This is a genomic window from Flavobacterium sp. N1736 (assembly GCF_025947065.1).
Classification (GTDB): Bacteria; Bacteroidota; Bacteroidia; order Flavobacteriales; family Flavobacteriaceae; genus Flavobacterium.
On sequence record NZ_CP109994.1, the window covers coordinates 1,454,312 to 1,477,543 of the forward strand.

Genomic DNA, 23,232 nt, shown 5'->3' on the forward strand with positions numbered 1-23,232 from the left:
TGAGGCACTTTAAAAAAACACCAACGATACGCTATGCGAAAAATTCAGTTACTAATTCTTCTGCTTTTTTTTACGGGAATTTCTATTTCTTTTGCACAACAACCACAAAAACCAAGTTCTGTAGAAATTTATAATCAAATCAAGAAACTAAATTTCCTGGGATCAGTGCTTTATATTGCGGCACATCCAGATGACGAAAATACCCGTTTAATCTCCTATATGGCAAATGAAATGAATGCCAGAACAGGATATTTGTCATTAACTCGTGGCGATGGCGGACAAAACCTGATTGGACCGCAATTGCGTGAATTATTGGGTGTTATAAGAACTCAGGAATTGATAGAAGCCCGAAAAATAGACGGCGGAGAACAGTTTTTTTCGCGTGCCAATGATTTTGGTTTCTCTAAAAATCCGGATGAAACATTACAAATTTGGGATAAAGACAAAGTTCTTGCAGATGTTGTCTGGACAATTAGAAAATTTCAACCGGATGTAATTATCAATCGATTCGACCATCGCTCGCCGGGAACCACACACGGACATCATACATCATCGGCAATGTTGAGTGTGGAAAGTTTTAAATTAACAAATGATCCTAAAATTTATCCTGAACAATTAAAATATGTTGCGCCCTGGCAGGTAAAACGCCTGTTTTTTAATCCGTCATGGTGGTTTTACGGAAGTCAGGAAAAATTTGATGCAGCCAATAAATCAAAGTTTACAAAACTGGAAACCGGAGTTTATTATACAGGAATTGGAAAATCAAATCAGGAAATTGCTGCTTTAAGCCGAAGCCGCCATCAATCGCAAGGTTTTGGAAGTACGGGCGTTCGTGGCAATGAAACAGAATATCTGGAGCTTATTAATGGAGAAAATCCCAAAGATCGCGATGATTTATTTGACGGAATCGACACGAGCTGGAATCGTGTTAAAAACGGAAAACCTGTTGGTGAATTAATTTCAAAGATTATTGCAAACTATAATTTTAGCAATCCATCGGCAAGTATTCCAGATTTAGTAAAAGCATATTCGATGATTCAGACTTTAGATGATAGCCATTGGAAGACATTAAAATCGACTGCCATAAAAAACATTATTGCCTCATGCTCCGGACTTTATCTTGAAGCCGTTGCAAGCGAACAGGAAGCAACTCCGGGAAGTACTGTAAAATTAAACCTTGAAGTCATAAACAGATGCGCTGTTGAAATGCAGTTAACAAGCGTTACGACATTGCCGGATAATAAAACTACAGTTCAAAACGCCACTTTACAAAATAACAACGATCAAAAAATAAACCTTCAGATTCAGCTTCCAAATACGATTGAATATACGCAGCCGTATTGGCTAAAAGAAAAAGCAAGTGTTGGAATGTATACCGTTTCAAATCAGGAAAACATTGGAATTCCGGATATTATCAGAGAAGTAAAAGTTGTTTTTAATGTAAAAATAAATGGCGTTGAAATTCCGTTTGAACGCATTGTTGTTTACAAATATAACGATGGGGTAAAAGGCGAAATGTATAATTTTCTCGATATCGTTCCCGAAGTAACAACTTCAATTTTAGAAAAAGTGTTGCTTTTTGGAAGCACAAAAAGCAAAATGATTCCCGTAAAAGTTCGCGCAGGAAAAGATGATATAAAAGGAAATTTGCAGCTTGAATTGCCTAAAAGCTGGGCAGTTTCTCCAAAAGAAATTCCGTTTAATTTAGCGAAAAAAGGAAATGAGCAAACTTTTTATTTCGAAGTAACGCCGCCAACATTACCGGAAGAAGCCGTTGCAAAAAGTGTTGCAATTGTTGATAATAAACGTTTTGATAAAGATCAGATTATTATTGATTTCAATCATATTACCAAACAAATGGTTTTAAAATCAGCCGAATCAAAATGTATTCGAATAGATTTAAAAACTTCCGGCGACGCAATTGCCTACATTATGGGCGCCGGAGACGAAGTTCCTGAGAGTTTGGCACAAATGGGTTATAAAGTAACCATTGTAAAACCCGAAGAAATTACGCCAGAAAAACTGGATTCGTTCAGTACTGTAATTACAGGAATTCGTGCTTACAATACCGTAAATGCATTGGCAAACAAACAAAAAATACTTTTTGATTTTGTAAAAGGCGGTAAAAACATGATTGTTCAGTACAATACTTTTGGCAAAACCGTAACCGATCAAATTGCACCGTATCCTTTAAAAATATCAAATGATCGTGTAACCGAAGAAAATGCAAAAGTTACTTTTCTGGCACCAAATCATCCGGTTTTAAATACGCCTAATAAAATTACTACAAAAGATTTTGAAGGCTGGACGCAAGAACAAGGTTTGTATTATCCAAACGAATACGATGCAGCCTTCACTCCTATTATATCATCACATGATAAAGGCGAATCTGCCAAAGATGGTGCATTATTAGTAGCTCCTTATGGAAAAGGATATTACATTTACACCGGTTTAAGCTTTTTTCGAGAACTACCCGAAGGTGTTGCCGGAGCATACAGATTGCTTTCGAATATTATCTCGCTAAAACAGCCAATCGAAGCTCCTAAACAAGAATTAAAAAAATAAATATTTCAGAATATGGAAGCTAAAAAAACAAAAAACTGGAAAAAAAGCTACACTTATGTTTTGGTAGCCAACGCAATTTATATTGTGATTTTTTTCTTAATCATGCAATTATACTCATAACCTATGCAATTATTTGATTGGATCGTACTGATTGTTACGCTTTTATTTATTGTTGGTTATGGCTCATGGAAAACCAAAGGAAGTAAAAACGTCGAAGATTTTATTTTAGGCAACAACGAAACTCCCTGGTATACTGTTGGGCTTTCAGTAATGGCAACACAAGCCAGTGCAATTACTTTTTTGTCGACTCCCGGACAAGCGTATCACGACGGAATGGGTTTTGTACAATTTTATTTTGGACTGCCAATTGCAATGGTGGTTATTTGTTTGACATTCATTCCGTTATATCATAAAAACAAAGTCTTTACGGCCTATGAATTCCTCGAAAAGAGATTCGATTTAAAAACACGTTCTCTTGCCGCTATTTTATTTTTGGTTCAGAGAGGTTTAGGAACCGGACTTACCATTTATGCTCCTGCCATTATTTTATCGGCTCTTTTAGGCTGGAATTTAACAGGTATGAACATTATTATTGGTGTTCTGGTTATTATTTATACTTTTTCGGGCGGAACAAAAGCCGTAAACGTAACACAGAAACAGCAAATGTTTGTGATTATGTCCGGTATGTTCATTACATTTTTTCTGATTTTGCATTATTTACCAAACGATATGACTTTTACGAGTGCGCTGCATATTGCGGGCGCCAATGATAAAATGAATATTGTTGATTTCTCTTTTAATCCCGAAGAAAAGTACACTTTTTGGAGCGGAATTACCGGAGGTTTTTTCTTAGCCCTCGCCTATTTTGGAACAGATCAATCGCAGGTTGGACGTTATTTATCCGGAAAATCTATTCGTGAAAGTCAAATGGGATTAATCATGAACGGACTTTTAAAAGTTCCGATGCAGTTCTTTATTTTGTTAACGGGAGTTATGGTATTTGTATTTTTTCAGTTCAATCCGGTACCGTTAAATTTTAATCCGAATAATAAAATTGTCATTGAAAAATCTGCTTTTAAAGAAGAATATCACGCTTTAGAAAAAAAATTAAGTACACTTTCAGAAGATAAAAAAGTGATTAACTTATTGTATATTGATCAGTTAAATCAGGATTATGACAATCCGATTTTAAGAAAAGAACTGGTAACAATATCCAATAAGGAAAAGGATTTACGTGATCGCGCCAAAGAAATTATTTTAAAAGCCGACAGCAATAGCGAAACAAATGATAAAGATTATGTGTTTTTCCATTTTATCCTTCATTATTTGCCAAAAGGTTTAATAGGTTTATTATTGGCTGTAATTCTTTCGGCAGCAATGTCATCAACCGCTTCGGGATTAAATGCTTTGGCTTCGACAACGGCAATTGATATTTACAAACGAAATTTAAAAACCGAAAAATCAGAGAAACATTATTTAAATGCGACGAAGTTTTTCACGCTTTTCTGGGGAATCGTAGCGATACTTTTTGCCTGCGTTGGTACTTTGTTTGAAAATTTAATTCAATTAGTAAACATTATTGGTTCCATATTTTACGGAACTGTTTTAGGAATATTTCTTGTTGGTTTTTATCTTCACCGTGTTAAGGCAAAAGCAATGTTTTGTAGTGCTGTAATAAGCCAGACAACCATTTTTATCATTTATTATTTCTTGATTTACAGTCAGGAAAAATTGGGGTATTTATGGCTGAATTTTATTGGCGCTATGCTGACTATTATATTGTCTTTGTTAATGCAGGTTTTGTTTTTTAAAGAGAAAAAGATAATAGAAGAATTATAAAACAATAATTAAAAATTTAGAATTAACTGATAATAAAACACGTAAACAATACAATCTGAATTCCATTTCGTCTTGTTTAAATCCTCCTTGATACTAAATTGTCAGATTTCACTCAAAAATCCGTATTTTTGATTAGATAATTAGTTTAAAAAAAATATGAAAATGAAAGATTTAAATAATTACAGCAATAAAACCAAAGCTGCTTTCATTTTGCTGATTGTGATGCTGATTATTATTCTTACCAATTTTAATACACTTCAAAATTCCAGAAAAGTAAATGAAAATATCAATGCGATTTATAAAGATCGTCTTGTTGTAGCGCACTATATTTTTCAGTATTCAAAAGAACTTCACTTTATAAAAACCGAAGCCGAAAAATTAAACTTGAGCGATACAATTAAAACAGATGAAATTTTCAGCAAACTAAAAGTAATTCATTCTATAGATGATTTATACGCAAAAACTGTTTTAACACCAACAGAAAGAATATTTTTTCAGAATCTTTTAACTGCATGTGTGGCAATTGACAAAGAAACACAAAATAAAAACTGGACTCAAATCACACAATCCAGTGAAAAAGCTTTAAAAATTTTAGACCAATTGTCTCAAATTCAAATTACAGAAGGAAAAGCAAAATTAGCCAGCGCAAATGCTATGTATAATGACAATAATAGCCTGGGACAACTTGAGATTGCTTTACTTATTATTTTAGGCGGAATTACTTTTTATTTATTAATCGCCAAGAAAACCAAAAGAACCATTAAAATTCCGGAATCTCCGAGTATGAACTAATTTTTTTGTTTCAGGTTTTGTTTTGTTTCAGGTTTCAAGTTTCTAATTGACAAACATATAAACCAAAAAAAAATCCAAATCTCAAAAGTTTTAACTTTGGAATTTGGATTTTTTATTTGAGTTTCGCTAATTGAAATTTAATAATTCAAAGAATTATTATCTGCTCCACTCCGCAATACTGTCTTTATTTAATTTTACGTAATCCTGATTATTAGCCGTTTCAGCAGCTGCCAATGAAGCTTTTGCAGTTTCGATTGCGCCTTTTTTATCGCCTTGTTTAGCTTGGATTAATGATTTTAATCTTAGAATAAAATACGGTTTTTCAGTACTCATATCTAACGATTTATCTACATACGTTCTTGCTGTTTCGATATTTCCATTTGATTGAAATAAATATTGAGACGCCGCAAAATAATCATTTGCTGTTGGTCCTGCCAATGTTTTTTCGATACTTGCAACTGCATTTTTCGCCGTTGGAACTTCAAATTTCAACGCTACATGAGAGTTTTCCCAAGCCATTTCTAAATAACCAAAATTTGGATCTAATCCGTTAATTCCAATTGTAAATGTTTCAACAGGAGTTGGTAAAGCATCTTCTTTTACAGTAGTTCTTAAAACAACATAAGACTCATTCCATGTTTCAGGTAATCCCCAATTGTCTGTAGAAAGGTAAAAAATTACTTCCCAGCTTTCGATTTTAGGAATTGTATAAATTGCATATTTCCCTTTTTTCAATGTTTTGCCATCAATAACAACATCATCACTAAAATTAATAATAGTATTTTCGTTAGCTCCCGTTCTCCATAATTTACCAAACGGAACTAAATTACCAAATACAGCTCTGCCTCTCGCTCCTGGTCTTGAATACGTAACTTCAACATCAGTTAATCCAACAGTTTGTTTGATATAACCTTTCGGGCTCGCTTGTGGTGTTTTTATTTGTGCTTCTGTAGCAAAAGGAGCCAAAATTATGGCCAATGCAATAAGTAGTTTTTTCATTTCGTGAGTTTATTTTGTTTTGTTCAAATTTACAAATTCAATCAGGTACAAATGTTAAATTTTATATAATTCAGACACCCAACTGTGATATTTTTTGCGCATTCAATTCATTAAAATGGTTGATTATTAAATCTGCTTGTGATAAATCCTGCATTTTAGAATGATGACTATTATAACCCACACAAAACAAGTTTGCTGCTTTTGCTGCTTTTACACCATTTGTACTATCCTCAATCACGATACAATTTTCTGCCGGTGCTACAGATAAAGACGCAGCATGTAGAAAAATGGCGGGATTAGGTTTTGATTGCGGAAAATCTTCACCGCTTACAATATCAGTAAAATAAGAATGCAAATTAAATCTTGTAAACACACGATCAATCGTTACTTTTGATGCCGAAGATGCTAAAATTAATTGTATTCCGTTCGCGTACAAATCCTTAATTAAATCTTCAACGCCTTCTAAGAGATATAAATCTTCTTTGGTATCAAAAGCATCATTAAAAATATTTCTTTTTCTTTGAATCAAATCTTCAACTTCATGTTCAATTGTCGGGAAAAATCCTTTCAAAGTTTGAAACGTATTTCGGGTTGAAAATCCCGTAAACGAAGTATACATTTCTTCCGTTACTTCGATATTCAATTCTGTAAATTGTTTATAATACGCATAACGATGAACGGGTTCTGTGTCGACAATTACGCCATCCATATCAAATATTACTGTTTTAATCATTTTTTTTAAGGTTCAAAGGTTCTGAGATTCTAAGTTGCTAAGTTTTTTTTGTTTCAGGTTTCAGGTTTCAGGTTTCAGGTTTTCTGTGTGGTAACTTTGACAAAGTTTAGTGGTTCCAGAACCTGAAACAAACAAAACCTGAAACCTGAAACATCTATTAGCGACTTTTAACAAGCAAATGCCTAATCACAGTTTCGGCAGCGTGAAGACCGAATAAGCCCGGCATATAACTGTTTGTTCCGTAGAATGACTTTTTGAAATTTTTTCCGTCAGTTAATTTTAAGCTTTTTTCGTCTTGAATTTCAGAAGAAAAAACCACTTTCAATTTATTAATTTTTACCTCTTTTAAACGTTTTCTAATGGCTTTAGAAAAGTAACAATTGATGGTTTTAGAAATATCGCTCACTTTGACTTTCGAAGCCAGCATTTTTCCACCGGCGCCCATGCTGCTTATAATCTTAACTCTTTTGCGTTTTGCACCAATAATCAAATTTAATTTTGGCGTTATGCTGTCAATACAATCCAAAACATAATCAAACTCTGGAGAAACAATTTCAAAAGCACGTTCCGGAGACAAAAATTCCTGAACACGAGTCAGTTTTAATTCCGGATTAATATCCATCAAACGATCGCCAACGATTTTTATTTTTGGTTCGCCAACTGTTGAATGCAATGCCGGCAATTGTCTGTTAATATTGGTTATATCAACCACATCACCATCTACAATTGTCATGTTTCCTACTCCTGCCCTAGCCAAAAATTCAGCTGCAAATGATCCAACTCCGCCTAAACCAACTACTAAAACATTTGCGTTTTTCAAGTTCTCTAATCCTTCTTTTGTAAATAAAAGCTCGGCTCTTTCCGTCCACTCTGCCATATAATCTTTTGTTTAATTTTTTTTATTTTGTTTCAAGTTTCAGGTTTCAAGTTTCATGTTTCAAGTTTCAGGTTTCAGGTTCCTAATCTAACCTTTCACTTTTCACTTTTCACTTTTCACTTTTCACTTTTCACTTTTCACTTTTCACTTTTTACATTTTATTTTTCAAACACTTCTTTAAAATTACCTGAAATAATATCTTGTAATTCTTTGATTGTTATGTTTTTATATGCTGCTGCCAGATCATAAACCTGTTTTATATTTTCTTCGATTGTATCGGTTTCAAGAAAAAATCGATTATTTGGAATTTGTTCAAAAACCGTTTTCAATTCAGGGTTTTTCAATAAATATTTTCCAAACGAAAGATAAAATCCCGCCGTAATAAGCTGATCTGCAATTTGGCTTTTTTTTGAAAAACCATGCATAATCATCGGAACAGAAATTTTCATTTTCTTTTTAATTGCAATAATTTCCTGAAAAGCGGCAACACAATGAATTACAACAGGTTTTTTATATTTTTCGGCCAAAGCCAATTGTTTTTCAAAAACTATAATTTGTTGCTCTAACGAAATTTCTATGCGTTTATCTAAACCACATTCGCCAATAGCGAGACAATTTTTAGTCTGCAATTTTTCTTCTATAATTCTCAAATCTTCATCAATTCGATCTTCCTTAATGTGCCAGGGATGAATCCCGATAGAATAAAAAGGAATCGAAGCATCAAATTCTTGCGGATATTGATTGACCAATTCCAGAATATCTGATTGACTCGTAAATTGATGGGTATGAAAATTAAAAAATTCCATTAATGAAATGTTTTAACTCCGGCTTTAATTTCTACTTTTAAATCATTCTCTAAAGGAACAAGCGGACATGAATACTTATGATTATAAGCACAATACGGATTATAAGCCTGATTAAAATCGACTGCAATTGTATTTCCTTTCGGAATTTTTAAATCAATATATCTTCCTCCAATATAACTTTCTTTTCCGCTTGTTAAGTCTGAAAATGGCAGAAATAAATGATCTTTGTATTCTTTTGTTTTTGAAAGTTCAATGTTTCTATAAACGTTCAATTGCAAGGCAACGCCGTCTATAGTAAAAAATAAAGTACCGTATTTGATGTATTTTGGAGTCCTTGTTCCTGTAGTTTTCATTTCAAAGACTTTTTCATTCTTTGCTTTTACAAACTTTGCATTCACAAAATATTTTCCATTAATGGGATAAAAATCTAAAGCTTTGAAGGTCTTTAAATCTTCTTCCATCAACGGACTTGTCTTAGGATCAGCATATTCTGAGTTTATTGTTTTCTGAAATTTTTCTGTTTCGCTTTTGTCAAATTTCTTCTGACCGAAACAAAAATTAACGAGTAACAATACTAAAAAAGCAATTACATTTTTCATCTTTGAAATTTTAAGCAAAAATAGTTTAAAAGTAACAAAGCACCAACCGCACTTAGTGACAAAGTTTTCTAACTTTGTTGCAAATACATATTTATAATGCTCAAAACTGCTTTTAACCATTACATCAATAATTTCAGAGGATTTTCAAGAGAAATTTGGATACTTACCCTTGTCACTTTTATCAATCGTGCGGGCACAATGGTGCTTCCTTTTTTGTCTAAATATTTAAAGGAAGATCTTCATTTTAGCTATAATCAGGTTGGATGGATTATGGTTTCGTTTGGTTTGGGTTCTATGCTGGGTTCCTGGCTTGGCGGAAAATTATCTGATAAAATTGGGTTTTATAAAATCATGATTTTTAGTTTATTTACAAGCGGAGTTTCACTTTTTCTTGTACAATATATTACAACGTTTTGGGCTTTATGCATTGCCATGTTTGTTTTAATGACTATTGCTGACATGTTTAGACCGGCGATGTTTGTTTCGTTGGGAGCTTATGCAAAACCCGAAAACCGTACACGTGCATTAACTTTAGTGCGTTTGGCTGTAAATTTAGGTTTTGCTGCCGGACCCGCTTTAGGTGGTTTAATTATTATGGGAATTGGTTACCAAGGACTTTTTTGGGTTGATGGAGCGTCCTGTATTATTTCGATTACTATTTTTGCTTTATTGGTTAAGGAAAAGAAAAAAGTAAATCACGGAGATAAAATGGAAATTTCAGCCGAAATAAAATCAGTTTTTCATGATCGTATTTTCTGGGTTTTCTTATTTGTGAGTTTTATAACTGCAATGATTTTCTTTCAATTGTTTACAACTTTACCTTTATATCATAATGAGAAATTTGGTTTGAGTGAATTTCAAACGGGATTATTGATGACTTTAAATGGTCTCTTAATTTTTGCTTTAGAAATGCCAACGGTTGGTTTTATGGAACGAAAAGGATTTGCTAAAATTAAAATTATTATTCTTGGATCATTTATTATGGCTTTGAGTTTCTTTTTATTACTCATTAATATATGGGCGGGAATTTTGGTTATAAGTATGATTTGCATTTCGCTTGGAGAGATTTTAACCTTTCCGTTTTCAAATGCTTTTGCTTTAAGTCGTGCGCCACGTGGTCAGGAAGGCCGTTATATGGCGCTTTATACCATGAGTTTTAGTTTAGCTCATATTGTAAGTTCAAAAGTAGGTTTCGAAATAATTACAAGATTAGGATATCAGACAAACTGGCTTTTTATGGCTTGTATGGGCGTTGTTGCTACATTTTGCTGTTTCTGGATCAGGAAAGCTTTAATCGATGAGAAAGTTACTTAAAACCAATCGTTAATAAATTTACCACAAAGTGCGCTAAGTTTTACTTAATTTTACCGCAAAGTACACAAAGATTTACGCAAAGTTCGCAAAGGTTAATATTAATTAACCTTTGCGAACTTTGCGTTTTTACCATTCCCTATAAATCCAAAAGAACCTTGCGTTCTTTGTTGCAAAACTTTTTATTCTTATTTTTAACCTGAAAATCAAGCAATTAAATAGATTTTTCTTTATTTAAAAAGTCAATCAACTTCTTTTTTAGTTAAATAACTACATTTATAGTTGTGTAACTAAAAAAATAGTTGTAGTTTTGAATTAAAATTAGAAAACATGCAAAAGTTAACCAATAAAGAAGAAGAAATCATGCACATTTTATGGAAGCTGAAAAAAGCTTTTGTAAAAGAAGTTCAGGCAGAAATAACTGAAGATCAACCGCATTACAATACGCTTTCGACTATTGTGCGTAATCTGGAAGAAAAAGGATATGTGGCTCACAATGCTTTTGGAAACACACATCAATATTATCCAATTGTAAGTATCGAAGATTATAGAAAAGGATTTATGAGCACAGCAATTGATAATTATTTCAACAGTTCTTATAAAAGTATGGTTTCGTTTTTTGCCAAGGAAGAAAAAATTTCTGCAGATGAATTACGCGAAATCCTGGCTATGATCGAAAATCCGAAAGAAAAATAAAAAACGTAAAATAATTTTTTATGGAAGCACTTTTCATTTTTGTCGCAAAATCAAGTGGACTTTTAATCTTGTTTTACTTTGCTTATTATTTTTTATTGCGCAAAGAAACTTTTTTCAATAGTAACAGATGGTTTTTGTTAATTGGTTTGATTACTTCTGTCGTTTTGCCTTTTTTGGTTTATACCAAAATTGTCTGGGTTACTCCTGCTCCAATGCCAAATTTTAATTATTCGCCAGTTTATGCTCGGCAGATTATTGAAAAAGAAACTTTTGAAATAAATTGGAATTTAGTTTCTCTTGCCATTTATGCCATAGGTTTTTCGACATTTATGATCAAATTTGCTCTCGATTTTTATAGTTTAAATTCAGTTTTAAAAGGCAAACAAGTACAACAACAAGCTGATTTTAAATTTGTTGACATCAAAGAAAATATTGCTCCTTTTTCTTATTTTGATTATATCGTGTACAACTCATCAATGTACAGCGAATCAGAATTAGAAAGTATTCTGGAGCATGAAAAAGTGCACAGCGATCAAAATCATACTATGGATGTTTTGATATCAAGAGTTTTTTGTGTGCTTTTTTGGTTTAATCCAATTATTTGGCTGTACAAAAAAGCTATTTTGCAAAACCTTGAATTTATTGCCGACAGTGAAGCTGCCAAAAAAATATCTGACAAAAAAGCGTATCAATACACGCTTTTAAAAATAACAACGCACCAATCATGCGTTGCCATTACCAATCATTTTTATCAATCATTAATCAAAAAACGAATTGTCATGTTAAACAAAAATCAATCAAAAAAATTGAATTACTGGAAGTATTATGCCGTAATTCCTGCACTTGTAGCTTTTGTGTTATTATTTCAGATAAAAACAATTGCACAGGAAAAACAAGAGAAAAAAGAAGCTCAGGAACTTTCAGAAAAAACAGATCCTGTTAATGTTTACAAGATTAACAAGAATACAACAGATCAGGAGCTAAAAGAAATGGCTGAAAAGTTAAAGGTAAATCATGATGCCGATGTTGTTATTTCTAATGTAAAAAGAAATTCTAAAAACGAATTAACGGCTATTAGGGTAGATATTAAAAAAGGAAAAGGAAGATCTCAATCGCTGCAAATTGATGGTGATGAGGCTATTAAAAGTTGCGGAATTGTCGTTAATATTGATAATGATGGTTCAAAACAAATTGGTATACTTACAGACGATGCCATTGAAAAACCAATGATTATCGAAAATCGCAGAATTGAAGTTAAAGAAATCAAAAATCCAGATGTTGGAGAAGTTTCTCCTCCTTCTCCGCCATCAATGCCATCTTTTCCGAGTGGACCACTGCCTCCGGCCCCGCCTATTGACATGTCTAAAATGCCAAAAGCACCAAAAGCACCACTAAATATTAATGATAAAGTGGCCATGAAAAATTTTGAAAAAGAAATGGCGGAATTTGAGAAAAAAATGGCTGCTATTGAACCGGAAATGTCTGCTTATGGGAAACAAGTAGAAGAAATCATGGCAAAACGTGAAGTTATTTATGATAAAGAAATGGAGAAATATGACCTCGCCATGGAAAAATTTGATGCTGATATGGAAAAATTCAATCAATACATTGAACAAAAATATGAACCGGGAAGTGCCGAATATGCAAAAAACATGGAGCAGTATGAAAAGGGCATGAGAGCTTATGAAAAATACATGAGACAACAGGAAAAAGAGAGAAGAAAAGCGGAGAAAGCAGAAAAACGATCTTAAATATTTAGAAATGAAAGAGACATTTTTTATTGCAGCACTATTATTCGTTTTTAATTTATGTTTTAATCAAAACGAGGCAAAACAGAAGATTGATCATTGTATCAAAAAAGTAATAGAAATAAGTAAATAATTAGGAGACCAGTGTATAATAAACACTGGTTTTTATTTGGCTAATTCTCAGGTAAATTTCTTTTTAAATAAACTTTAGCCGATAATTTTACACCCCATTTCAATATGAAAAAATTAATTTTAATAGTATTTATCAGTTTAAGTTTTTCTTGCTTAGCTCAAAAAAAATTAAACCATTTATCCGAAACAGAAATTGTTGCATCAATGGATAAAAATGCCGAAATTTTATTAGAAAATTCAAAAGCCAATTCTGTTTCTATTGGCATTGTAAAAGATGGCAAAACCTATACAAAACATTACGGAGAAATAGACAAAGGAAAGGGTAATCAAGCCAATAATAATACTGTTTTTGAAATTGCTTCGATTACAAAATTATTTACAGGATTATTAATGGCACAAGCTGTCGTTGAAAGAAAAATAAGTCCGGATGATGACATTAGAAAATACATAACAGGTTCATATCCTAATTTGGAATATCAGGGGAATCCAATAAAAATAAAAGATTTGGTTTCTTTTAAAACCGGCTTTAATAAAGATTTACCGGATAATTCAGAATTCAGAAAAAATCCAAACGACAGCAGTTATATTGGTTTTAAAAAATTAGATGAATCCTATTCCAGAGAAAAATTCTTTGCAGATTTAAAAACAATAAAATTGAATACTTTGCCCGGAACTAAATTCAAATATAGTAACGGAAGCGTTCAATTGGCAGCACATATTCTAGAGAATGTTTTTCATAAAAGTTATGAAACGTTGTTGAAAGAAAATATTCTGTCAAAACTAAATATGACGTCAACCACATTAAATCCTGAGAAAAGTATTGTTATAGCAAATGGTTATAATGGTAAAAAACAAATGCCAACGCTATCTGATAATCTTTGGGGCGCTGCAGGATATTTAAAATCGACTTTGGGTGATTTAACTAAATTTCTTGCCTTTGAAATAAACACCAACAATAAGGTAGTTTTGGAATCTCAAAGAAATCTTTTAAATTCAGATAGTGATTTTAACGGTTATTTTTGGGATGGAATACAGGTTGATAACAATGGTAAAAATTGTTGGAAACACGGTGGCGCTTTTGGCGCGCAAAATATGTTTTTGGTTTATCCGGAACGTGGTTTAGGAATTTCTATTATTGTAAATATAAGTAATGAAAAAACTGCAAATGCATTAGGAAACGCAATAGTGGCAATATCTGGTGATTTACTGGCGAAAAATGAAGTCAAAAAAGAAATTTACGGATATAAAATAACTAATAATAATGTGATTTTTACTTATCAGCATGATAAATCGCTTGATGCAGGTTTAGTAAAAAGTGTTGCAATTGCGGGATCTTTTGACAATTGGAATCCGAATGATAAAAACTATCAAATGGTTCGAATAAACAAAAATACTTTTGAACTCTCTGTTCCAAAAAGCCAGTTTGAAAAAGATAAAATTAATATGTTCAAATTCGTTATCAATAAAACCGGTTGGGTAAAATCTCCAAAAGGTGCTTTAAATATGGAGAACGGACCTGATCAAAATTTACTTTTAAAAATCGATTAAGATATAATTACACAAATAAAAAACCATAAAAAAGACTTTGTTTAACTGCAAAGTCTTTTTTTATATCTTTGATAAAAATTAACCTACCATGTATAAAATTCTAGCCAAAATAAATAAGATTCTTTTACCCAGTTTTACCAAGCAGGGTTTGGACATTTCTAAAGCAAAAAAATGGCAAATGGCAATTATTGGTTATCGCGCTTATGTAACAAAACGCGCTTTAGAATAGTTTAAAACCAATTTTTTTTAAAATATTGATTTCATTTCAACGCCATTTTCTATTTGAATAAATTAGAAAAAAATATCCTCCAAAACTGATTCCCGGTTTTGCTTTCATTATAATTTTTCCATGAAAAATAAAGAATTTAATATTCCTCCTGTTCCGGCAGTACTTTTAGCTATTATTAGTGTACAATGTGGGGCGGCAATTGCTAAAATGCTTTTTCCCGCTATTGGTGCGGCAGGAACGGCGTCAATACGAATTGGAGTTTCGGCTTTGATTTTACTTTTAGCGTATAGACCAAATTTAAAAGCAATTACGCGTGAACAATGGAAAATTGTAGTTCCTTATGGTTTGTCATTGGGCGCAATGAATTTAATTTTTTATTTTGCCATAGAAAGAATTCCAATTGGGTTGGCGGTTACTTTAGAATTCATCGGACCTTTATTGGTTGCAATAATTGGCTCAAGACGTTTGATAGATTATTGTTGGGTTTTACTCGCCGCAGCCGGAATTGTTTTAATTGCACCATGGTCAAATGCCAGAATTGACTCTTTGGGAGTTTTATTTGCTCTTTTAGCAGGAGCACTTTGGGCTGCATATATTGTTTTGGGCGGAAAAATATCCAAAATAATGAATAGTGGTCAGGCTGTTTCTACCGGAATGTTATTTGCCGCAATTTTAATTCTCCCATTCGGTTTTTACGAAAATGGCCTAGCGAATCTTACTCCAAAACTTTTTGGTATGGGCGTTGCGCTTGCTCTTTTATCAAGTGCTATTCCGTTTACATTAGAAATGAAAGCTTTAGGGCAGCTTCCTCCTCGTACTTTTAGTATTTTAATGAGTCTTGAACCTGCAGCAGCTTCTGTTTGTGCTTTTATATTTCTTCAGGAAAATTTAAGTTTTTACGAAATATTAGCTGTTGTTTGTGTTGTAGTTGCTTCGGCAGGATCTACTTTAACAGCCAAAAAATAGATTTACAAAATTCTAAATATTTAAAATTCCAAATCCCAACTTTAAAATTGGAATTTGGAATTTATAAATTGAAACTTGAATTTTAAAATTGGTATTACATTTTTGGCAATAATACAGTATCTACAACATGAATTACACCATTTGATTGGTTTACATCTGCAATAGTAACTTTGGCTTTGTTACCGCTTTCGTCACTGATATATAAGTCTTTTCCATCCATCCAGGCAGTTAAAGTTCCACCGCTTACAGTTTTAAGAGTTGCTTTTCCCTTACCTGCTTTTATTGCTTTTGCAATATCAGAAGAGTTCATTTTTCCCGCAACAACGTGATAAGTTAAAACAGTTTGTAACATTTTGATGTTTTCTGGTTTTAATAATGTATCAACAGTTCCCGCTGGCAACTTGTCAAACGCGGCATTTGTTGGGGCAAAAACGGTGAATGGTCCTTTACTTTGTAATGTTTCTACTAATCCTGCAGCTTTTACAGCAGCAACAAGTGTAGTATGATCTTTTGAATTAACGGCATTTTCGACAATATTTTTAGTTGGATACATTGCTGCTCCACCAACCATTACAGTTTTTTGTGCAAAAGATGCAAATCCAAATCCTAATGTTAAGATTGCTACGGCTAAAAATTTTCTAGTTTTCATAATTAATATTTTAAGTTATAAGCTCATTTACGCTGGAATATTGGTTTTGGTTTTGGCAATAAAATAAAAAAGCTCAAATTTTATTGTAAAATCCTCAAAATACGTTGTAAAACAAGACTTTAAAACATGGATTTATTTTTGAATTATTTTTAAAATGAGTTAAATTTTGTTTTAGTTTTATCATTAACTTTATTAAAAAATGATTCATTATGGAAAATCTGCCTAAAAAAGTAAGAAGCAAAAAGTTAAATACAAGAGTTGATTTGACCGCAATGGTTAGCGTTTCTTTTTTGTTGATTATATTTTTTATGGTCACGATTGAGTTGTCGAAACCGAAAATTTTAGATTTAAGTTCTCGCGATAATGGATGCTGTGACTGTCGAGAATATCGAGATTACGGAGAAAATAGGTCAATAACTTTAATGTTAGGCGAAAACAATAAATTGATATATTATATGGGACTTTTGGATTCTCCTATAATTGCTCCAAAAGAAATCAAATACGGCAGAGAGGGAATCCGAAAAGAATTACTAAAAAGAAAAAAAAGCATACTTGAATTTGCTGCAAAAGGCGCTAAACCAAAAAATCTAATTGTAATTATTAAACCAAGCAAAAAATCTAATTATGGAAATCTAGTTGACATTTTAGATGAAATGAAAATTGCAGAAATTGATACTTATGCAATTGTACCTGAGTTTACACCTAAGGAAACAAAACTATTAGCTTCCAAATAAAAAATATACGCATTTTTTGTCTTTGCGAAGAACCAAGCAATCCCACTAACAAAAGGTTCTATACAAAGTGAGATTGCTTCGTTCCTCGCAAAGACAGTCTTCACCAAAGTTAAAACTGGAAACCTGAAACAAATAAAAACTTAAAACAAAACATTAAAGCAAAAAAAAGTCCCACATTGCTGTGGGACTTTCTATTTATAGGAAACTAAGAATTATTTTTTCTCAGTTTTTTCCATTTTAGCTTTCAATGCAGCTAATACATCATTATTATCTCCTAAAGTTGCAGCTGGTGCATTTGTGTTAGAAGAGTTAGATGAAGTATTTTCAGTTGCAGCTTTCACATTTTTCTCTTCTTCTTCACGGAAGATAGCAGTGTGAGAAGCAACTACTCTTTTGAATTCTTTGTTAAATTCGATTACTTTGAAATCAGCAGTATCACCTTTTTTCAATTTCTTTCCGTCTTCTTTTTCAAGGTGACGAGTAGGAATGAAAGCAACGATATCATCTCCGAATTCTACAGTAGCTCCTTTGTCAACGATTTCAGAAATTTCACCATTGTGGATAGTTCCTACAGCGAAAGAATCTTCGTATTGATCCCAAGGATTAGCAGTAGTTTGTTTGTGACCTAAAGATAATTTACGTCCTTCAACATCTAATTCTAATACAACTACATCAAGTTTCTCACCAACATTTACAAATTCAGATGGGTGTTTGATTTTCTTAGTCCAAGATAAGTCAGAGATGTAAATTAATCCATCAATTCCTTCTTCTAATTCTACGAAAATACCAAAGTTTGTAAAGTTTCTAACGATACCTGTATGTTTAGAACCTACTGGGTATTTAGAAGTAATGTCAGTCCATGGATCTTGAGTCAATTGTTTGATACCTAATGACATTTTACGGTCATCTCTATCTAAAGTTAAGATAACAGCTTCAACAACATCTCCAACTTTTACGAAATCCTGAGCAGAACGTAAATGAGTTGACCATGACATTTCAGAAACGTGGATTAAACCTTCAACACCTTCAGCAACTTCGATAAATGCACCGTAATCAGCGATTACAACTACTTTACCTTTTACTTTATCACCAATAGTTAAATTAGCATCTAAAGCATCCCATGGGTGAGCGTTTAATTGTTTCAATCCTAATTGAATTCTTGTTTTCTCATCATCGAAATCAAGGATTACAACGTTTAATTTTTGGTCTAATTCAAGAACTTCGCTTGGGTGGTTTATTCTACTCCAAGAAAGGTCAGTAATGTGAATTAATCCGTCAACACCACCTAAGTCAATGAATACACCATAAGAAGTAATGTTTTTAACAACACCTTCTAATACTTGTCCTTTTTGTAATTGACCGATGATTTCTTTTTTCTGTACTTCGATATCAGCTTCGATAAGCGCTTTATGAGATACAACAACGTTTTTGAATTCGTGGTTAATTTTTACCACTTTGAATTCCATCATTTTATTTACATATACATCGTAGTCTCTAATTGGCTTAACGTCAATTTGAGAACCAGGTAAGAAAGCTTCAATTCCGAAAACGTCAACGATCATACCACCTTTAGTTCTGCATTTTACAAAACCATTAACGATTTCTCCTGTTTCATTTGCAGAAATAACTCTATCCCATGATTTAATAGTACGTGCTTTTCTGTGAGATAATACTAATTGACCTGTTTTGTCCTCACGGATGTCGATTAATACTTCTACTTTATCACCAACTTTTAAGTTTGGGTTGTAACGGAATTCGTTTAAAGAAATAACACCTTCCGATTTTGCGTTGATATCAACGATAACGTCTCTATCTGTAATTCTAACAACTACACCTTCAACTACTTCTTCTTGATCTGTAGCGATGAAAGTTTTTGAAACTAGTTCTTCGAATTCTTGTAAGTTTTTCTCATCTACTGCATCAATTCCTTCTTGGAAGTTATGCCAGTTAAAATTTGCTAAAAACTCTTCTTGTGATTTTAATTGTTCAGACATGCTGATAAAAAATTTGTATTCTGTTTTTCTTGAGTTTCTCAAAGCGATAGAAAAAACAGAAGTTGTTTTACATAAATAGTTGATACCTAATGGAAACTCTTCTCTGCCAAAAGGTTTGCAAAATTAATACATTTATTTGTAATAGCAAAACAATTCTATATGATTATCAGTCATTTGATCAGGAGCATATCTTGTAAGTCATTTCAAGACCCGAAGTCCCGCTTTCGCTCCTATCTTTTTCTGTCTAAAAAGCCAAAAAAAGGATATCTACTCAAATGAAATTCACTGAACTCCGATTAAAATAAAAACTAAGTGAAGTAATCGGGGCTAGATTAGAGGTTTTGTGGTTTTAAGAACTTTAAATTCCTAAGTTAATCTACAACAAACCTGACAGGTTTTAAAAACCTGTCAGGTTTACTATGTGTAACTATCTTTTATAAATTACGAAACTTGTAAATTTTGATTTTCAATTTTTACACTAAAACTTATTTCAGCTTTAAGTGCTTTAAAAACCTTGATTATAGTATCAATAGTAGCACTATTTGCACTGCTTTCTAATTTAGAAATTTGTGCTTTTTTCACGCCTATTAATTCTCCTAATTGCTCTTGAGTTAATTTTCTCTCTTTTCTTGCACTCTTAATCATACGTCCTAAAAGATCCATTTTAAGTTCATATTCATATTGATCTCTTTCTGGTGTCCCAATTGTTCCAATAACTTTATCTTTCATTTCAGAAAGTGAATATGATTTTATTTCTATCTTTTTCATAGCTGTTATTTTATTTTATTTTCGAAATACTTTACCCTTATTTTATTTGCCCTCTCGATTTCATTTAAAGGAACTTTATCTACCTTTTTTATAAAGCCGTGAGTGGCAAAAACTAATGTCTCTTTATTATCTGATTTATCCCAAAATGCTAATAGTCTAATTTGCCTCCCTGCATATCTTGTTCTAAACTCCCATATATCATTGTTAAGTTTTTTAAACAATGTAGAATCTTGGTTATTCTCTGCAACATCAATATTATATAAAATTTTGGCACTAATCTTTTTGTCCAATTTAAATATAAACTCTCTTGCTTCCTCTAAAAATTTCGTTTCAAAATATTTCATTCAAATTAGATATAACAAAAATACCACAAAAGTTTCTAAATTTAGAAACTTTTGTGGTATTTTATATTTATTAAAATTATTTGTTCAAATGCTCTTGATCTAAGCTTGAACAAAAACAAATATAATAAATTATCTACTATTTCAATAACCCAAAATAATCCTCTCAGGAAATCAATTTATCAATTCAAACCCGACAGGTTTTTAAAACCTGTCGGGTTTACTATGCGTAACTATCTTTTAATTCTATTATTTATTTGTTTTTATCCAAAACAATCCTCCTAAAACAGAAACCGGAGCAAAAACAAAAATCGCCAACAACTGCGTCCAGGAACTTCCGCTTGATTTAAAAAGTGAAAAAGCAGCAAAACCAGCCATTATAACAAAAAGTACATAATTTACTTTTAAGTTTTTGCTCTTCGAAATTAATTGCGCCACAAGTCCGCTTACAAAAGAGAAAACAGTTCCGTAAACAAAAGTCAAAACCATAAATAACTGAGAAGCATCTGCATGCGGATTCACTCCTGAAAATTTAAAAAGAAGTATTGAACTAATTACAAAAATAGCATAACCCAGAATAACTCCTAAAATTTGTCTTATCATAATTATTATTTTTAAAAAAAATCCAATTAATAAACGATCCTGCTAAGATAATAAAAACAATAAACCCGACAGATTTTAAAAACATGTCGGGTTTGTTATGTAAAATTCATTTGTCAATGTTTAAACTTTGACAAAGATTTTATATTAATGACTCAAATTTTCGATTTCTTTTGGATCGTGTTTATGTTTGAACAAAATTGCAAAAGCAATTGCAATTAATAAAGCATAAGCCGCAAATGACAACCAGATAGTATGCCAGTCTTTCATTAAAATTGGGTTTGAAAAAATACCATCTGCAGAAATTGAATTTCCTTGTCCTTTTACAAATTCTAACATTTTAGGATTATTTGTATCAGTCTGCAAAAATCCGGATAATTCAATTGTATTGCTGAACGATTTTGTAAAGAAACGATCAATTGCCCAGCCAGAAGTTAAACTTCCTAAAACTGCTCCTACTCCGTTTGTCATCATCATAAATAATCCTTGCGCTGATGAACGTATTTTAGAATCTGTATTGCTTTCTACAAATAATGAACCTGAAATATTAAAGAAATCAAACGCCATTCCGTAAACAATACACGACATAATAATCATCCATAAACCGGTTACAGGATCTCCAAAAGCAAATAATCCGAAACGTAAAACCCAAGCCAACATACTGATAAGCATAACTTGCTTGATTCCAAAACGTCTCAGGAAAAACGGAATTGCCAGAATAAATAAAGTTTCAGAAACCTGAGAAATCGACATAATAATAGTCGAATATTTAATTACAAAAGAATCTGCGTATTTAGGAAAATGTTTGAATTCATCTAAGAAAACATCACCATAAGCGTTTGTTAATTGCAATGCACCTCCTAAAAACATAGAGAAAACAAAAAACAAAGCCATTTTATAATTTCCAAATAACTTAAAAGCTTCCAAGCCTAAAGTTTCAACCCACGAAGCATCTTCTTTAGTTAAACGCTGAGGCTCGCATTTTGGTAATGTAAAGGCATAAACCCCAAGAATTAAAGCACCAATTCCGGCGATATAAAACTGATATTCAGTTGCTTTACTTCCACTTAAATTGGTAATCCACATTGCGGCAATAAAACCAATAGTTCCCCAAACACGAATTGGCGGAAAATCTTTTACAATGTTTTTATTATTTAATTTTAATGAAGTATAGGATATCGAATTACTTAACGCAATTGTTGGCATATAGCAACACATTGCCGCAAGCATTACATAAATAAAGTTATCCGGAGTTGTTACCTGCGCTATACCAAACAAAACCAGCGCGTAAGTTATATGCAAAAAACCATATAGTTTTTCAGCATTTACCCATCTGTCAGCAATAATTCCCGTTAAAGTAGGCATGAATAGAGAAGCAATTCCCATGGTTCCGAAAACAAGACCAAATTGAGTTCCTTCCCAATTTTTAGTTCCAAACCAATAATTTCCAATTGTTATAAGCCACGCTCCCCAAACAAAAAACTGAAGAAAGCTCATTATAATCAACCTGTTTTTAATGCCCATAAGATGAATTTGTCTTTAAAAATAAATGAAGCGGTAAAACTACCATTAAAAATGATATCTACAAAAAATTAAACCGTTTTAACAACGTCATTTATTAATTCTAAAACAGCCGAAAATTGTTCTTCTCTTGTTAAGTAAGAATTATCTATTTCAATTGCATCATTGGCAATGACTAAAGGAGAATCTTCCCGATGTGTATCTATATAATCTCTTTCGACAACATTTTTCAAAACATCTTCGTATGAAACATTGTCGCCTTTTTGCTGTAATTCATCAAAACGCCTTTGTGCGCGGGTTTCGGCACTGGCTGTCATGAAAATTTTCAACTCTGCATCAGGAAAAACTACTGTACCAATATCTCTTCCGTCCATAACAATAGCTTTGTTTTTTCCCATTTCCTGTTGTTGTTCTACTAATTTAGAACGCACTTCAGAAACTTCGGCTACTTTACTGACATAATTGGATACTTCAATGGTTCTGATTTGTTTTTCGACGTTTTCGCTATTTAGATACATTTCGGCAAATCCTAAATCCGGATTAAATTTAAATTCAAGCTGAATTGTTGGAAGGGCAGTTATAAGGCTTTTTTTATCAAAAAAATCGGCTCCAATAAGCTGGTTTTGCATCGCAAATAATGCTACTGCACGATACATAGCACCTGTATCAACATAAACATATTCTAATTGTTTTGCCAACTGTTTTGCTAATGTACTCTTTCCTGTTGACGAAAATCCGTCGATTGCAATGGTTATTTTTTTCAAAATAATCTTTTAAATTTTATA

At 32.3% G+C, this 23,232-nt stretch carries 22 protein-coding genes; 10 read left to right on the forward strand and 12 right to left on the reverse strand.

The genetic code is table 11. The features are described 5' to 3' along the window. Nucleotides 1-33: 33 nt before the first annotated feature. From OLM54_RS06350 to OLM54_RS06360, 3 genes are all read left to right on the forward strand, one after another. Nucleotides 34-2,565 carry a PIG-L family deacetylase gene (locus OLM54_RS06350; protein ID WP_264537754.1) on the forward strand — a complete coding sequence of 844 codons (2,532 nt, stop codon included), beginning with the start codon at nucleotides 34-36 and terminating at the stop codon, nucleotides 2,563-2,565. Between the two features lie 123 nt (nucleotides 2,566-2,688). After that, entirely contained in the window at nucleotides 2,689-4,404 is a 1,716-nt protein-coding gene (locus OLM54_RS06355; protein WP_264537755.1) for a sodium:solute symporter, read from the forward strand. A 162-nt stretch (nucleotides 4,405-4,566) separates the two neighbouring features. Continuing rightward, on the forward strand, nucleotides 4,567-5,196 hold the full coding sequence (locus tag OLM54_RS06360) for an MCP four helix bundle domain-containing protein (RefSeq protein WP_264537756.1): 630 nt from the start codon (nucleotides 4,567-4,569) through the stop codon (nucleotides 5,194-5,196). 156 nt (nucleotides 5,197-5,352) lie between these two features. Here OLM54_RS06360 and OLM54_RS06365 read toward each other — a convergent pair whose 3' ends face one another. From OLM54_RS06365 to OLM54_RS06385, 5 genes are all read right to left on the reverse strand, one after another. After that, nucleotides 5,353-6,195: a DUF2911 domain-containing protein gene (locus OLM54_RS06365; RefSeq protein ID WP_264537757.1), complete on the reverse strand. Its 843-nt coding sequence runs from the start codon at nucleotides 6,193-6,195 to the stop codon at nucleotides 5,353-5,355. Between the two features lie 70 nt (nucleotides 6,196-6,265). After that, entirely contained in the window at nucleotides 6,266-6,928 is a 663-nt protein-coding gene (locus tag OLM54_RS06370; protein WP_264537758.1) for an HAD family hydrolase, read from the reverse strand. 157 nt (nucleotides 6,929-7,085) lie between these two features. Then, the gene (locus OLM54_RS06375; protein WP_264537759.1) at nucleotides 7,086-7,805 is read right to left on the reverse strand and encodes a tRNA threonylcarbamoyladenosine dehydratase; all 720 of its coding nucleotides are present in this window, start codon (nucleotides 7,803-7,805) and stop codon (nucleotides 7,086-7,088) included. A gap of 158 nt (nucleotides 7,806-7,963) precedes the next feature. After that, nucleotides 7,964-8,611: a TatD family hydrolase gene (locus OLM54_RS06380; protein WP_264537760.1), complete on the reverse strand. Its 648-nt coding sequence runs from the start codon at nucleotides 8,609-8,611 to the stop codon at nucleotides 7,964-7,966. Beyond that, nucleotides 8,611-9,210 (reverse strand): DUF1684 domain-containing protein, encoded by a 600-nt coding sequence (locus OLM54_RS06385; protein WP_264537761.1) that lies wholly within the window; start codon nucleotides 9,208-9,210, stop codon nucleotides 8,611-8,613. Before OLM54_RS06385 ends, OLM54_RS06380 begins: the two co-directional genes overlap by 1 nt. Before the next feature lie 96 nt (nucleotides 9,211-9,306). Between OLM54_RS06385 and OLM54_RS06390 the strand changes: the two genes are divergently transcribed. The 6 genes from OLM54_RS06390 to OLM54_RS06415 all read left to right on the forward strand — a co-directional run bounded on the left by OLM54_RS06390 (nucleotide 9,307) and on the right by OLM54_RS06415 (nucleotide 15,840). After that, on the forward strand, nucleotides 9,307-10,524 hold the full coding sequence (locus tag OLM54_RS06390; protein ID WP_264537762.1) for an MDR family MFS transporter: 1,218 nt from the start codon (nucleotides 9,307-9,309) through the stop codon (nucleotides 10,522-10,524). Between the two features lie 327 nt (nucleotides 10,525-10,851). Next, nucleotides 10,852-11,217 (forward strand): BlaI/MecI/CopY family transcriptional regulator, encoded by a 366-nt coding sequence (locus OLM54_RS06395; protein ID WP_115848244.1) that lies wholly within the window; start codon nucleotides 10,852-10,854, stop codon nucleotides 11,215-11,217. A gap of 20 nt (nucleotides 11,218-11,237) precedes the next feature. Beyond that, on the forward strand, nucleotides 11,238-12,968 hold the full coding sequence (locus tag OLM54_RS06400) for a M56 family metallopeptidase (RefSeq protein WP_264537763.1): 1,731 nt from the start codon (nucleotides 11,238-11,240) through the stop codon (nucleotides 12,966-12,968). A gap of 234 nt (nucleotides 12,969-13,202) precedes the next feature. Beyond that, nucleotides 13,203-14,645 (forward strand): serine hydrolase, encoded by a 1,443-nt coding sequence (locus OLM54_RS06405; protein WP_264537764.1) that lies wholly within the window; start codon nucleotides 13,203-13,205, stop codon nucleotides 14,643-14,645. 88 nt (nucleotides 14,646-14,733) lie between these two features. Then, nucleotides 14,734-14,874 (forward strand): SsrA-binding protein, encoded by a 141-nt coding sequence (locus tag OLM54_RS06410; RefSeq protein WP_264537765.1) that lies wholly within the window; start codon nucleotides 14,734-14,736, stop codon nucleotides 14,872-14,874. Nucleotides 14,875-14,994: 120 nt separating this feature from the next. Then, nucleotides 14,995-15,840: an EamA family transporter gene (locus tag OLM54_RS06415; protein ID WP_264537766.1), complete on the forward strand. Its 846-nt coding sequence runs from the start codon at nucleotides 14,995-14,997 to the stop codon at nucleotides 15,838-15,840. Nucleotides 15,841-15,934: 94 nt separating this feature from the next. On the opposite strand, the gene OLM54_RS06420 is transcribed toward OLM54_RS06415, so the two are convergent. Then, nucleotides 15,935-16,489 carry a fasciclin domain-containing protein gene (locus tag OLM54_RS06420; RefSeq protein ID WP_264537767.1) on the reverse strand — a complete coding sequence of 185 codons (555 nt, stop codon included), beginning with the start codon at nucleotides 16,487-16,489 and terminating at the stop codon, nucleotides 15,935-15,937. Nucleotides 16,490-16,698: 209 nt separating this feature from the next. On the opposite strand from OLM54_RS06420, the gene OLM54_RS06425 reads away from it, so the two are divergent. After that, nucleotides 16,699-17,223 (forward strand): ExbD/TolR family protein, encoded by a 525-nt coding sequence (locus OLM54_RS06425; RefSeq protein ID WP_264537768.1) that lies wholly within the window; start codon nucleotides 16,699-16,701, stop codon nucleotides 17,221-17,223. Between the two features lie 212 nt (nucleotides 17,224-17,435). Here OLM54_RS06425 and rpsA read toward each other — a convergent pair whose 3' ends face one another. From rpsA to cmk, 6 genes are all read right to left on the reverse strand, one after another. Beyond that, complete coding sequence (gene rpsA / locus OLM54_RS06430; RefSeq protein WP_026984997.1) at nucleotides 17,436-19,217, reverse strand: 30S ribosomal protein S1; 1,782 nt, start codon at nucleotides 19,215-19,217, stop codon at nucleotides 17,436-17,438. Between the two features lie 441 nt (nucleotides 19,218-19,658). Continuing rightward, a complete protein-coding gene (locus OLM54_RS06435) occupies nucleotides 19,659-19,985 on the reverse strand; it encodes a helix-turn-helix domain-containing protein (RefSeq protein ID WP_264537769.1) in 327 nt (108 codons plus the stop codon). Between the two features lie 5 nt (nucleotides 19,986-19,990). Beyond that, nucleotides 19,991-20,329, reverse strand: a complete 339-nt coding sequence (locus tag OLM54_RS06440) for a type II toxin-antitoxin system RelE/ParE family toxin (RefSeq protein ID WP_264537770.1) — start codon at nucleotides 20,327-20,329, stop codon at nucleotides 19,991-19,993. A 246-nt stretch (nucleotides 20,330-20,575) separates the two neighbouring features. Then, entirely contained in the window at nucleotides 20,576-20,929 is a 354-nt protein-coding gene (locus OLM54_RS06445; protein ID WP_264537771.1) for a hypothetical protein, read from the reverse strand. 144 nt (nucleotides 20,930-21,073) lie between these two features. Further along, nucleotides 21,074-22,450, reverse strand: a complete 1,377-nt coding sequence (locus tag OLM54_RS06450) for a nucleoside permease (RefSeq protein WP_264537772.1) — start codon at nucleotides 22,448-22,450, stop codon at nucleotides 21,074-21,076. Nucleotides 22,451-22,518: 68 nt separating this feature from the next. Then, nucleotides 22,519-23,211, reverse strand: a complete 693-nt coding sequence (gene cmk / locus OLM54_RS06455; protein ID WP_264537773.1) for a (d)CMP kinase — start codon at nucleotides 23,209-23,211, stop codon at nucleotides 22,519-22,521. Nucleotides 23,212-23,232 lie beyond the last annotated feature (21 nt).

Coding starts and splice junctions, on each gene's coding strand:
- OLM54_RS06445 (WP_264537771.1), bottom strand. CDS start 20,929: ATGATAAGACAAATTTTAGGAGTTATTCTGGGTTATGCTATTTTTGTA.
- OLM54_RS06385 (WP_264537761.1), bottom strand. CDS start 9,210: ATGAAAAATGTAATTGCTTTTTTAGTATTGTTACTCGTTAATTTTTGT.
- OLM54_RS06395 (WP_115848244.1), top strand. CDS start 10,852: ATGCAAAAGTTAACCAATAAAGAAGAAGAAATCATGCACATTTTATGG.
- OLM54_RS06355 (WP_264537755.1), top strand. CDS start 2,689: ATGCAATTATTTGATTGGATCGTACTGATTGTTACGCTTTTATTTATT.
- OLM54_RS06450 (WP_264537772.1), bottom strand. CDS start 22,450: ATGGGCATTAAAAACAGGTTGATTATAATGAGCTTTCTTCAGTTTTTT.
- OLM54_RS06360 (WP_264537756.1), top strand. CDS start 4,567: ATGAAAGATTTAAATAATTACAGCAATAAAACCAAAGCTGCTTTCATT.
- OLM54_RS06420 (WP_264537767.1), bottom strand. CDS start 16,489: ATGAAAACTAGAAAATTTTTAGCCGTAGCAATCTTAACATTAGGATTT.
- OLM54_RS06400 (WP_264537763.1), top strand. CDS start 11,238: ATGGAAGCACTTTTCATTTTTGTCGCAAAATCAAGTGGACTTTTAATC.
- rpsA (WP_026984997.1), bottom strand. CDS start 19,217: ATGTCTGAACAATTAAAATCACAAGAAGAGTTTTTAGCAAATTTTAAC.
- OLM54_RS06380 (WP_264537760.1), bottom strand. CDS start 8,611: ATGGAATTTTTTAATTTTCATACCCATCAATTTACGAGTCAATCAGAT.
- OLM54_RS06350 (WP_264537754.1), top strand. CDS start 34: ATGCGAAAAATTCAGTTACTAATTCTTCTGCTTTTTTTTACGGGAATT.
- OLM54_RS06405 (WP_264537764.1), top strand. CDS start 13,203: ATGAAAAAATTAATTTTAATAGTATTTATCAGTTTAAGTTTTTCTTGC.
- OLM54_RS06410 (WP_264537765.1), top strand. CDS start 14,734: ATGTATAAAATTCTAGCCAAAATAAATAAGATTCTTTTACCCAGTTTT.
- OLM54_RS06425 (WP_264537768.1), top strand. CDS start 16,699: ATGGAAAATCTGCCTAAAAAAGTAAGAAGCAAAAAGTTAAATACAAGA.
- OLM54_RS06370 (WP_264537758.1), bottom strand. CDS start 6,928: ATGATTAAAACAGTAATATTTGATATGGATGGCGTAATTGTCGACACA.
- OLM54_RS06375 (WP_264537759.1), bottom strand. CDS start 7,805: ATGGCAGAGTGGACGGAAAGAGCCGAGCTTTTATTTACAAAAGAAGGA.
- OLM54_RS06440 (WP_264537770.1), bottom strand. CDS start 20,329: ATGAAATATTTTGAAACGAAATTTTTAGAGGAAGCAAGAGAGTTTATA.
- OLM54_RS06415 (WP_264537766.1), top strand. CDS start 14,995: ATGAAAAATAAAGAATTTAATATTCCTCCTGTTCCGGCAGTACTTTTA.
- OLM54_RS06365 (WP_264537757.1), bottom strand. CDS start 6,195: ATGAAAAAACTACTTATTGCATTGGCCATAATTTTGGCTCCTTTTGCT.
- OLM54_RS06390 (WP_264537762.1), top strand. CDS start 9,307: ATGCTCAAAACTGCTTTTAACCATTACATCAATAATTTCAGAGGATTT.
- OLM54_RS06435 (WP_264537769.1), bottom strand. CDS start 19,985: ATGAAAAAGATAGAAATAAAATCATATTCACTTTCTGAAATGAAAGAT.